Here is a 10,467-nt window from a genome sequence, read left to right on the forward strand (position 1 = left end):
GGGGGGGCCCCGCCCGCCGCGGGCCCCCCCCCCGGCCGCACCCCCCCCCGCCGCCGGGCGCCGGCCGTTTCGGGCGACGGCTCTACACGAGCAGCTTGCCCCCGCACCGCGCCGCGCCGTCCTTCATCGCGATGAGGTTGGCGACCACGTAGGAGATGTTGTTCCGGGAGTGCCACTCGCTCGGGAAGTAGGTGACCAGCCGCGACGACTGGAACCGGGCGTCGAGGTCGGGCACGAAGGCGCGGTACTGGTTGTCCGTGTAGTACCAGAACGAGTTCTCGTTGTAGTAGGCGACATGGGTCGGGTCCTGGTACGCGCCGCGGCCGTCCGCGCTGGGCGTCATGGTCAGGAGCATGCCGCCGGGCGCCAGCAGCCGGTACAGCTCGTTGATCAGCGGCACCTTCGCGGGCACGTACTCCAGGAAGTCCACCGCCCGCATCAGGCCGACGGAGCCGTCGGGCAGGTCCAGCTTCCCGGGCAGCGTCGCGACCATGTCGACGCCCTCTCCCGGCCGCTGGTCCACCCCGAGGTAGCCCGGCGGCTTGCGGTGGGCCGCCCCGAGGTCCACCGCAAGCAGTCCGCGCCGGTGGCACCACGCGAGGGCGTTGGCCTCGATGTACTTGTCGTACAGGGCGACCGTCTCCCGCTGGATCCGGGCGTTGATCTCCGGGTCGCGCTGGGTGTTCGTCGGGTGCAGCCGCTGCAGGTACAGACAGCGGTTGATGTGGTGGAAGTCGCCGAGGTGGAAGAGCCGGCACATCAGGTCCTGGTCGTCCAGCACCGTGCGCGAGGCGTCGTACCCGCCGACCTTCTCGTAGCTCTCCTTGCGGAAGGCCCGTACATGGTTGGGCGCGTACCAGATGTAGGCGACGTTGTGCGGCGTCGGCGCCAGGGAGACGACCTGCAGCAGCTTGCGGCCGTCGACCCTGACCTCCTCGTACTGCCAGCCGAACGTCTCGTCGAAGCGGGACTCGTCCCGCTTGCCGTCCTCGGTGATCTGCGCGGTGTTGCTGTAGACGAGGACGGCGTCGGGGTGCGCGTCGAACGCCTTGGCGAGCTGGGCGAGGCACGCCTTCGCCAGCAGGTCGTCGTGGTCGAGTTCCACGAGGATCTCCCCGCGGGCCAGTTCGCAGGCCCTGCGCTTCGCCGCTCCGACGCCCGTGATCTCGTCCGCGATCTCCACCCGGACCCGGTCGTCGGGCCGCTCCGGACGCCACCGGGCGCCGTTGTTGAGGAGGACGATCCACTCCCAGTCGGAGCAGGTCTGCGCCTGCAGGGTCCGCAGGCACTCGTCGAGGAAACGGGGCTGGTGGCTGGGGGTGAAGACGGAGAACCTCGGTGTTGCGGTCGACGTCAACTGTCGCTCCCTGTCTCGCTCGAAGAGGCTGAGTTGTCTGCGGAGTCCCGGTACTTTTCCGGCACTTGGGAGCGCAGCGATGGGTCGACCGCGACCGTCCGGCGGTACTCGTCGGCGGCTTTGTGGCCGAGGTGCCGCTGCGCCCAGATGCGTGCGAGATGCAGATGTGCCGTGCCCGCCTGCGGATTGACGGCGATGGCTCGTTGCAGGAGCGCGGCGGCCCGGTCGGGTTCCCTCGACTCCAGCAGAAGCGCCTCGTTGTAGAGCGCCGGCGGGAACACCGGATCGGTCTTCAGGGCCCTGTCGTAGGCGGCGCGCGCGTCGGCCGTGTGGCCGACCTCCTGCGAGAGGACTCCGAGGTCGTACCACGCGTACTTGTTCTGCGGTTCCAGTTCCAGGACGCGCAGGTAGGTCTGGGCGGCCGCTTTGGGATCGTGGTACTTCTCCTGCAGAATGCCCATCTGCAAAAGCGTATTGGCATTCTGGTGCTCCGATGGTGGGGCTTTGGATTCCGTGGACGCTTCCGAGTGGGTCTGAATCGCCCATGCCGTCACTCCGGTGGCAACTGCAGCCACACCGAAGAGCCCTGCCAGCAATCGCCTGTGTTTCACTTTGTCACATCTCGTGGAATGGTGAGGGACGGTGGGGGTCCGGAGGTCGAACCACCGTCATTTGCACCGACGTTACGAGGAAGTCGTGATGTCGTCGCCGTTTGGCGGGCAATTGGGGTGCGCAGTCCACCCGAATGTACGCGTCGCGTTCACGCGGAAAAAGTATCCGAACGCCAATCCCGCTCATACGCATTCGGTGACCGGTCGTCGCCGTGCGTTTGATTCCGGGTTGCCCGGCGACCTCGTCGCTCGGCGGGTCGGCCGGGTGTGCGCGGGTACCCGGTTTCTGCCAGGTGGAAGGAGGGATGAGTCCATGGCAGGTGGCGATTTCTACACCCATGACCGTCCGGAGGAACCGAAACTCGCGGAGGACCGGCCCAGAGGCGGTGGCCCCGAGGAACCGAATGGGCGCGGCGCCTGGCCGATCTGGTTGGTGGTGCTGGCGGTGCTGGTGGTCTTCGTGGTGCTCACGGTCATCTTCGGCTGACGCCGGTCGACCGGCCCCGGCGGGCCCGCGGGAGGGCGAGAGGTTATGGCGCCCGGTCCGCGCGTCGCTGCGGGTGCACGCGGACCGGGGCCGATCGTGGGACCCCGGGCGGGGTCAGTGGGCCGCGCTGAGCTCCTTGGGGTCGGCCAGGGCGGCCGCGTGGGCGTCCATGCGCTCGGCGGAGAGGATCGCGGCGGCGGTGTCGGCGCGCGAGGCGGCGACGACCAGGGCACGCCCGGCGAGGGCGTGGGCCCGCTGGTGCAGGGGGCGCGGGTCCGCGCCGGCGGCCGGTACCGCGCGCACCGGTGCGCGGCCGCCCCGCAGCCGGGCCACCTGTGCGGCCAGGCGCTCCGCCGCGGTGTCCAGGTCGGCGGACGGGGACAGGGCGCGCAGATCGTCGGTGACCGCGAGCAGCGCGGCGAGGTGCCCGGCGAGCTGGATGTCCAGCTCCTCCTCGCGCGACCGGTGGGGGAAGTCCGGGGTGGCGCCGGCCATCGTGCTCTGGACCGACTTGGTGCGGATCGGTTCGTACATGGGGATGGCCTCCTGTGCGCCGACAGGAAACCATCCTAGCTTGGATTTCGTCTAAAGTTGAGCCGTGTCACGGATTGAAGTCCGTCGGCTACGGTGGGCTCGGCTACGGCTGGCCGTAGCCGTCCAGGAAGTTCCCGATCCTGGTCACCGCGTCCCGGAGGTCCCCGGCGGTCGGCAGGGTGACGACCCGGAAGTGGTCAGGCTCGGGCCAGTTGAAGCCCGTGCCCTGCACGACCATGATCTTCTCCTGGCGCAGCAGGTCGAGGACCATCTGCCGGTCGTCCCTGATCTTGAAGACCTGGGGGTCGAGGCGCGGGAAGAGGTACAGCGCGCCCTTGGGGCGTACGCAGCTCACGCCCGGGATCTGCGTCAGCAGCTCGTAGGCGGTGTCCATCTGCTCCTTCAGCCGGCCGCCCGGCAGCACCAGGTCGTCGATCGTCTGGCGGCCGCTGAGCGCGGCGACCACGCCGTGCTGGCCCGGCATGTTCGCGCACAGGCGCATGTTCGCCAGGATCGTCAGGCCCTCGATGTAGGAGTCGGCGTGGGCGCGCGGGCCGGAGATCGACATCCAGCCCACCCGGTAGCCCGCCACCCGGTACGCCTTCGACATGCCGTTGAAGGTGAGGGTGAGCAGGTCGGGGGCGATCTTCGCGGTCGGGGTGTGCGTGGCGCCGTCGTAGAGGATCTTGTCGTAGATCTCGTCGGAGCAGACCAGCAGGTTGTGCCGGCGGGCGATGTCGGTCAGGCCCTTCAGCATCGCCTCGTCGTAGACCGCGCCCGTGGGGTTGTTCGGGTTGATGACGACGATGGCCTTGGTGCGGTCGGTGACCTTGCGCTCGATGTCGGCGAGGTCGGGCATCCAGTCCGACTGCTCGTCGCAGCGGTAGTGCACCGCCGTGCCGCCGGAGAGGGAGACGGCCGCCGTCCACAGGGGGTAGTCGGGGGCCGGTACGAGGACCTCGTCGCCGTCGTCGAGAAGCCCCTGCATCGCCATCACGATCAGCTCGGAGACGCCGTTGCCGATGAAGACGTGCTCGACGTCCGTCTCGATGCCGATGGTCTGGTTGTGCATGACGACCGCGCGGCGGGCGGCCAGCAGGCCCTTGGCGTCGCCGTAGCCGTGTGCCGTGGAGACGTTGCGGAGGATGTCCTCCAGGATCTCCGGGGGGCACTCGAAGCCGAAGGCGGCCGGGTTGCCGGTGTTGAGCTTGAGGATGCGGTGTCCCGCCGCCTCAAGCCGCATGGCCTCCTCGAGAACCGGGCCCCGGATCTCGTAACAGACGTTGGCGAGCTTGGTCGACTGGATCACCTGCATGTGCGTGAGCTTACGGTGAGGTAACGCCTCTTGGGTCGTGTTTTCCGACACGTGAGACACGAGGTTTGCCCGGATATGGCCGACGGCTGTCTCAGGAGTCACTTGCGTCCATAGAATCCGCTGTCATGTCCAGCGAACGCGAGTACGGGGCGGCGGCGAACGGCGCGCAGGGAGCGGGTGAGGAGCCCGGGGCCCCGCCGGTCGTCTACCACCCGCGACCGGCCCAGGCCCCGGCGTACGAGGAGTACACCGACCCCGCCGCCGCCCACGGCTGGCAGAACGCCTACGACGAGACCCGCGAGCTGCCCCGGCTGGCCGACCCCGGCGAGGGCCGCGAGCTGCCCCCTCCGGCCGACCCCGGCGAGGGCCGGGCCGAGCGCCGGCGGCGGGAGCAGCGGCGCAGGGGCGGCCGCCGCCGGCTCGCGGCCGTCGCCGGCGCCCTGGGCGTGGCCGGCACCGTCGCGCTGATCGCCGGCGTGACGGACTCGGGCTCCCCGGCCGGGTCCCGCCCCACGCAGGACGGCCGCGCCGACGCCACCGAGAGCTCCCGCACGGACAGCGCGCCGTCGACCGCCACCGCCCCGGCCACGCCGGACGCGGCGGCCGTTTCCGCCTCCGCGGCCCCCTCGACGTCCCTTCCGGCCGCGCCCCCCACCCGGGCCCCCCCCCGCCCCCCCCCCGGCGCGCCCCCCCCCCCCCCCCCCCCTCGACCTGCGGCGTCCTGGCCCTGAGGACCGGGGGCGCGGCTGGTCGGAATGAGCCGCGGCGGTCAGAAGATGCTGCCGCCACCGGCCCCGCCGGCCCCGCCGAAGCCGCCGAAGAGGCCGCCGTGGCCGCCCGCTCCGCCCTTGCCGCCGTCGCCGCCCTGGAGGACGCCGAAGCCGCCGTTGCCTCCCTTGCCGCCGTTGCCGCCGACGAGGACGCCGTCACCGCCGCCACCACCGGAGCCGCCGCTGCCGCCGAAGACGCCGGTGCCTCCGGCGCCGCCGTTGCCGCCGGCACCGCCGATGACGCCGTCGCCGCCGCCACCGCCACCACCGCCGCCACCACCGGCGAGGATGCCGTCACCGCCCTTGCCGCCGTTGCCGCCGGCTCCGCCGACGCCCAGGACGCTGCCGCCGCCGGAGCCACCGGAGCCACCGCCTCCGCCGATCAGGCCCCCGCCACCGGCCCCGCCGTCCCCTCCGGCGCCGCCCCCGCGGACCAGGGTCACGGTCGATGCCGGCATGGGAGCCGCCATCGCGGAGGACACCGGGAGGACGACGCCACCGGTGATCAGCGCGGCGGAGGCGAAGACGGTCGCGAAGCGGATACCTCGGCGCGGGGTGCGGTTCTCGTCGTGGGTCTTCTTGATGCGGGTCATGATTTTCTCCTCATTTTCCGAAAGGGGCGCATCAATCGCGCCCGAGTGATTTCGATGTGCCGGTGAGAAAGGATCCCGGGCTCTTGGAGGGGGATTTCCGTCCTACCGATCGGCCTGCCGTGCTTTCCGGTGAGGCCGTGCTTCAAGTACGCCGGATCGTGCGGGCGGGGTCACGTTCCGGGGATTCGGGACTTGACGTCGCCATAAGCTCCGGGTAAAAACCGCCGACCGCGCACGCCGACGGCCGCCTCCGCGGATGCGGATGCGGATGCGGTGAGGTCAGGCTGAACCGGGCAGGCTGCCGACGCGGGGCGGGGACGGCGGCGCGGCGCTCAGGGCCGGCACCGGGGCGTCAGCGGCGGTGGAGGGAGTCCGAGAGGCGGACGAAGGTGTGGCCGGTGGCCAGCAGGTGCGGGACGGCGGCGGCGATGCCCCGGGCGGTGCCGCCCTCGGGATGGTTCATGTGGCACAGGACGATGGAACCGCCCGGAGCGGCAGCGACGGTCGCGTGCACCTGTGCGGGACTGAAGGTGGCGCCGCCGTCACCGTTGACGGAGAAGCTGACGAAGCGCTCCCCGAGGTCGCCGACGATACGGGCCGCGACGTCGTCGCAGTAGGCGGTGCCGGACCGGAAGAAGCGCGGCGGGGCGCCCAGCAGCCGGGTGAGCTCGGCCCGGTTGCCGGCGATCTCGTCGTACACCTCGGCTGCGCTGCGGGTGCCGGGAATGCCGTACGCCGAGCGGCCGGTGACCGACAGCGGGCGGTGCCGGGTGCCGTGGTTGGCGATCTCGAAGAGCGGGTCGGCGGCCAGCCCGTGGAACAGGGCCGGATTGGCGTCGATCCAGCGGGAGTTGATGAACAGCGTCGCCGGGATCCGCCGCGCGCGCAGGAAGTCGATCAGCGCCTGGTCGTAACCGCTGCCGCCCCGGCCGCCGCACGCGTCGAAGGTCAGCGCGATCTCGCGTTTCGTGTGCGGCAGGGAGTGCACCACGCCCGGGGCGTCGAAGCCCCAGGAGTGCGGCACCCTGTGCCCGTAGCGGGCCACGATCTCCGCGCGGGTGACCTGCGGTTCGACGCTGGAGGCGGTGCCGGACGGGCGGGCCCCGGGCGTCGGCGTTGCCGTGTCCGCTCCGTTGTCCGCCGAATCGGAGGGAGCGGGGGCGCTGCTGCCGGACTGGGGTCCCGTGCAACCGGCGAGCAGACTTCCCGCCATCGCGGCCAGCACTGCGCGGCGACCGGTCGTCATCCGCCCTCCCCACCTGGTCCAAGGGCGCCAGGAGCCGAGGCCGCCCACGACGGCAACCGTACGCAGCGAACCTGCGACGGCCGTGAAGGCTGCGGTAAGAGATCGGCCAGAAACGCGTGGGGGGCGCCTCACCGGTCCCGGCGGCCGTGCCCGTGGCCTGCGGCTCGGCCTCGACAGACGCGCTCCTGGACAGGTGGCCCTGTCCCTGACGAGGCGACCCGCCGACCGGCGACAGGCGGGGCGCCCCCGCGAATGTGGTGGATCGGCGGCGGCCTGGTAGAACGGCAGGAGATACCGGGCGTGAACGGGGGTTCGATGGTCGTGGTGGAGTGGTGGAGCCGGGCACTGGCGGGGGTGGACCGTGCGATTTGAGAGTGTTCCCATGCCGGCCGGTGTCGAGGCGCGGCCCCGGGACGTACGCGGGTATCCGGGTCCGGCGATCACTCCATGGGAGGGCGACGAGCCGCAGTTCGCGCTGACGGACTACGACCGCAGCGCCGAGTGCGCGCGCAGGCGGTTGTGCTCGGTGTGCAACCAGGCCATGCCGCGGGGGCCGGTGTGGCGTGTCGTCGGGGCGGCGGAGAGCACGGCGATCGGGGAGGCGCTGGCCGCCGGGCGGCCGTACCGCAACCTCGCGCCGACCCTGGAGGGGCCGGGGCACCGTGCGTGCATGCTGTACGCCTCGATGGTGTGCCCGTACCTGGCGCGACCCAACGCGCGGCGCGGGCTGTCGGCGGCTGAGCCGGACGAGATGAACGCGCATGTGGTGCGGGGTGTCGCCCGGGGCTCGATGGGCGCGGTGGTGGGCTTCGGCGAGTACGAGTACGCCGTCACCGGCACCCAGGTGCTGTTCCGGTTCCTCGAGGTGGTCGAGTTCCTGCCGCACGACACGGCCGACGCCCACCTGGACGAACTGCGGGCCGAGCTCGCCCGGCGCGGAGTGACGCGCACTCCGTCCGCCGGGACGTGCCCGGCCCGTACGGTCGGTGGACGTCAGGGGCGGTAGGCCGCCAGGCCCGCCGTCGAGCTGACCTTCGTCGGGTGGCCCGTGCCGTTGGACGGCAGGGTCACCGTGCCGGCGGGGGTGCGCACCGCGAGGGTCTTGCCGTCGGGCGACCAGGCCGGCTCGGTGTAGTCGGTGGTGGCGTGCGGGGTGAGGTCCTTGACGTGGTTGCCGTGCATGAAGTCCTCGACGAGGACGTGGTCGTGGCCGGCGACCGAGCGCACGAAGACGACCTCCTCCTCGTTCGGGGACAGGGCCGGCTGGGAGCCCTTGGTGAGCTTGCCGCCCTGCTGGCGCAGGTAGTCGTCGCGGATGTAGACGTCGCCGGTGTTGACGTTGGCGTAGACCGAGGTGCCGTAGTGGCCGGCCGCGTTCGGCCAGACGTTGCCGGTCTGCGGCAGCGCACCGCCCGGGCCCGGGTCGCCGTACAGGCTCAGGGTCTTGGGCGTGCCGTGGACGGCCTTGGCGGAGATGACCTTCAGCCGGGACACGCCGCCCGCGCGGGCCGCGAAGATCAGGTTGTCCTTGGCGGGGATGTTGTACTGCGTGTCCTTCGCGGTGACCTGCCAGGTCGGGTGGGACCAGTTCTGGTTGCCGGGGTTCTTGGCGACGACGACGCGGCCGCTGCCGTCGGGGTTGGCGACGTCCAGGTTGCCGGAGCCGTCGACGAAGGCGGCCTTCTTGCCGTCCGGGGACCACGCCAGGTCCCGGACCGGCACACCGAAGTTCACGTTGTGGCCGTTGATCAGCACGTACTTGGTGCCGTTGCTGACGGTGAGCGTCCCGTGCGAGGCGGCGGTGGCGGCCGACGCGGCGCCGGTGGCGCCCAGCAGTGCCGTGCCGGTCACTGCGGCGGCCACGGCGATCGCGGCGGCGATGGAGCGGGTGGGCGTGGTCATCAGTGGTTCCCCCAGGAAACATCGACATGTCGATCGGTCGGCACCAGAGCCGCTCCGTCGTCCCCCGGGCCGATGAGGGCCACGCGACCGCCTGCCGCTCTGTCCATCACAGAGCCTCGCAGGCCACGATCTTGGAACGGTCCGCTCGGTGTCACAGGGGCGTAACACGAGCCCCGTGACAGCCGGTCACCGGTCTCGTCCCACGCCAGTGACGCGGTACCCGCCAATACCCCTTTCGTGTCCGCCGTTCCGCAAAGAACCGGCAAATCCCGCCCGGGCGGCAGACGCCCGTCCCAGGCGCGCCCCACCCGCCGGTGAGGCCATGTGCGGGTCCGGCGGGGACTTCCGGCGGGAGCCGGGCCGGACGGCATCCGTGGACCCTGCCGAGCGGGGCGGTACCGAAGGCCGCTACTGTCACCTGTCGTCCGGTGTGCTCCCTATATGCAGGAGGAGGCAGCTTTTCCATGTCTGGTCGTGCGAGGGCCGTCATGTCGGCCGGGAGCCTGCCGGAGCTGACGACCGGGCGGCTTCTGGGGTCGTGGCAGCTGGACGTGCCCGCGCTCCTCCTGATCGTCCTGCTGGGCGGCCTGTACGGCTGGGGCCTGCTCCGGCTGCGCCGCACGGACCGGACCTGGGCGCCCGGCCGCGCCGCCGCCTTCTCGGTGCTCGGTCTCGGCGGGCTCGCGGTGGCCACGATGTCGGGACTCGCCGTGTACGACCACGTCCTGTTCTGGCCGGCGGCCGTGCAGAACGTGCTGCTGGATCTCGTCGCACCCCTCGGGCTGGCCCTCGGCGATCCGCTGCGGCTCGCGATCGAGGCGCTCCCCGACGGCGCCGCCCGGAGGGTGCGGAACGCGATGAGCGGCCGGATCGTACGGCTGCTCACCTTCCCGCTGGTGAGTACGGCCCTGGTGCTGGCGACCGAGCTGACGGTCTATTTCACGCCCTACTTCGCCACGGCCCTGCGCGTCGGCTGGCTGCACGAGCTGATGTACCTGCACCTGCTGGCGGCCGGCTGCCTCTTCGTCGTCCCCGTGCTCACCCGCGAGGAGGCCCTGCCCGGCTGGTGCACTCACCCGGTCCGCGCGGCACTGGTGTTCCTGGACGGCATCGTCGACGCGGTCCCCGGCATCGTGGTGATGACGCACGGCACGCTGATCGCGGGCGCCTGGTACCTGCACCACGCCCCGTCCTGGTCGCCGGACGTCCAGCGGGACCAGCAGCTCGGCGGCGGCGCGATGCTCAGCATCGCCGAACTGGTCGCGCTGCCCTTCCTGCTGGCGATCCTCGTGCAGTGGGCGCGCGCCGAGCGCGTCCAGGCGGCGGCCCTGGACGCGCGACTCGACAGGGACCTCACACCGATCGCACCCCGCACGCCCGTGCCGGGCCGGACCGCCCCGGAGCCCGACCCCGAGCGGGTGCGCCCCTGGTGGGAGACCGAGCAGAACGAGGTGGCCGCGAGGATCCGCCGCCAGCACGGCGACGACTGACCAGGAACGGGACCGTACTGGCCGCGCCGGACATCCTGACCGCGCAACTCGTGCCCGCCGGCGGGCGCTTCGCGGCCGGCGGGCTGAGCACGCTGGTGACCCGCCCGTCCGGTCCACCACCGCGCCCCCGGACGCGGCGCTCACCGTCCCCACCCACCTCCC

At 71.9% G+C, this 10,467-nt stretch carries 11 protein-coding genes; 4 read left to right on the forward strand and 7 right to left on the reverse strand.

Translation table 11 applies throughout. The annotated features are described in order from the left end of the window. Positions 1 to 82: 82 nt before the first annotated feature. Together ACWEN3_RS31940 and ACWEN3_RS31945 are read right to left on the reverse strand one after the other, a co-directional pair. Complete coding sequence (locus ACWEN3_RS31940; protein ID WP_452977824.1) at positions 83 to 1,357, reverse strand: glycosyltransferase; 1,275 nt, start codon at positions 1,355 to 1,357, stop codon at positions 83 to 85. Next, entirely contained in the window at positions 1,354 to 1,968 is a 615-nt protein-coding gene (locus ACWEN3_RS31945) for a tetratricopeptide repeat protein (RefSeq protein WP_452977827.1), read from the reverse strand. The genes ACWEN3_RS31940 and ACWEN3_RS31945 overlap by 4 nt, the downstream gene beginning before the upstream one ends. A 313-nt stretch (positions 1,969 to 2,281) precedes the next feature. Here ACWEN3_RS31945 and ACWEN3_RS31950 point away from each other — a divergent pair, with 313 nt between their 5' ends. Further along, the gene (locus tag ACWEN3_RS31950; RefSeq protein WP_452977829.1) at positions 2,282 to 2,455 is read left to right on the forward strand and encodes a hypothetical protein; all 174 of its coding nucleotides are present in this window, start codon (positions 2,282 to 2,284) and stop codon (positions 2,453 to 2,455) included. Positions 2,456 to 2,569: 114 nt separating this feature from the next. Here the strand turns inward: ACWEN3_RS31950 and ACWEN3_RS31955 are convergent, their stop codons facing one another. Both ACWEN3_RS31955 and ACWEN3_RS31960 read right to left on the reverse strand, forming a co-directional pair. Further along, a complete protein-coding gene (locus tag ACWEN3_RS31955) occupies positions 2,570 to 2,989 on the reverse strand; it encodes an SCO4983 family protein (protein WP_452977832.1) in 420 nt (139 codons plus the stop codon). Between the two features lie 103 nt (positions 2,990 to 3,092). Continuing rightward, positions 3,093 to 4,304, reverse strand: coding sequence for a pyridoxal phosphate-dependent aminotransferase (locus ACWEN3_RS31960; protein WP_452977835.1), 1,212 nt, complete (start codon positions 4,302 to 4,304; stop codon positions 3,093 to 3,095). Between the two features lie 125 nt (positions 4,305 to 4,429). Between ACWEN3_RS31960 and ACWEN3_RS31965 the strand changes: the two genes are divergently transcribed. Then, positions 4,430 to 5,035 (forward strand): hypothetical protein, encoded by a 606-nt coding sequence (locus ACWEN3_RS31965; RefSeq protein WP_452977838.1) that lies wholly within the window; start codon positions 4,430 to 4,432, stop codon positions 5,033 to 5,035. A gap of 38 nt (positions 5,036 to 5,073) precedes the next feature. Here ACWEN3_RS31965 and ACWEN3_RS31970 read toward each other — a convergent pair whose 3' ends face one another. Next, positions 5,074 to 5,667: a hypothetical protein gene (locus ACWEN3_RS31970; protein WP_452977841.1), complete on the reverse strand. Its 594-nt coding sequence runs from the start codon at positions 5,665 to 5,667 to the stop codon at positions 5,074 to 5,076. Between the two features lie 352 nt (positions 5,668 to 6,019). Next, complete coding sequence (locus ACWEN3_RS31975) at positions 6,020 to 6,913, reverse strand: polysaccharide deacetylase family protein (protein ID WP_452977844.1); 894 nt, start codon at positions 6,911 to 6,913, stop codon at positions 6,020 to 6,022. A 382-nt stretch (positions 6,914 to 7,295) separates the two neighbouring features. On the opposite strand from ACWEN3_RS31975, the gene ACWEN3_RS31980 reads away from it, so the two are divergent. After that, complete coding sequence (locus ACWEN3_RS31980; protein WP_452977847.1) at positions 7,296 to 7,919, forward strand: hypothetical protein; 624 nt, start codon at positions 7,296 to 7,298, stop codon at positions 7,917 to 7,919. Here the strand turns inward: ACWEN3_RS31980 and ACWEN3_RS31985 are convergent. Further along, positions 7,907 to 8,815: a hypothetical protein gene (locus ACWEN3_RS31985; protein ID WP_452977850.1), complete on the reverse strand. Its 909-nt coding sequence runs from the start codon at positions 8,813 to 8,815 to the stop codon at positions 7,907 to 7,909. The genes ACWEN3_RS31980 and ACWEN3_RS31985 overlap by 13 nt on opposite strands. A 464-nt stretch (positions 8,816 to 9,279) precedes the next feature. Here ACWEN3_RS31985 and ACWEN3_RS31990 point away from each other — a divergent pair, with 464 nt between their 5' ends. Next, on the forward strand, positions 9,280 to 10,305 hold the full coding sequence (locus ACWEN3_RS31990) for a cytochrome c oxidase assembly protein (protein ID WP_452977852.1): 1,026 nt from the start codon (positions 9,280 to 9,282) through the stop codon (positions 10,303 to 10,305). Positions 10,306 to 10,467 lie beyond the last annotated feature (162 nt).

The sequence above is a fragment of the Streptomyces sp. NPDC004561 genome, from assembly GCF_053602155.1.

Excerpts from the sequence above, each read along its gene's own strand:
- ACWEN3_RS31950 (WP_452977829.1), top strand. The coding sequence starts at position 2,282 with ATGGCAGGTGGCGATTTCTACACCCATGACCGTCCGGAGGAACCGAAA.
- ACWEN3_RS31970 (WP_452977841.1), bottom strand. The coding sequence starts at position 5,667 with ATGACCCGCATCAAGAAGACCCACGACGAGAACCGCACCCCGCGCCGA.
- ACWEN3_RS31955 (WP_452977832.1), bottom strand. The coding sequence starts at position 2,989 with ATGTACGAACCGATCCGCACCAAGTCGGTCCAGAGCACGATGGCCGGC.
- ACWEN3_RS31975 (WP_452977844.1), bottom strand. The coding sequence starts at position 6,913 with ATGACGACCGGTCGCCGCGCAGTGCTGGCCGCGATGGCGGGAAGTCTG.
- ACWEN3_RS31965 (WP_452977838.1), top strand. The coding sequence starts at position 4,430 with ATGTCCAGCGAACGCGAGTACGGGGCGGCGGCGAACGGCGCGCAGGGA.
- ACWEN3_RS31980 (WP_452977847.1), top strand. The coding sequence starts at position 7,296 with ATGCCGGCCGGTGTCGAGGCGCGGCCCCGGGACGTACGCGGGTATCCG.
- ACWEN3_RS31960 (WP_452977835.1), bottom strand. The coding sequence starts at position 4,304 with ATGCAGGTGATCCAGTCGACCAAGCTCGCCAACGTCTGTTACGAGATC.
- ACWEN3_RS31985 (WP_452977850.1), bottom strand. The coding sequence starts at position 8,815 with ATGACCACGCCCACCCGCTCCATCGCCGCCGCGATCGCCGTGGCCGCC.
- ACWEN3_RS31990 (WP_452977852.1), top strand. The coding sequence starts at position 9,280 with ATGTCTGGTCGTGCGAGGGCCGTCATGTCGGCCGGGAGCCTGCCGGAG.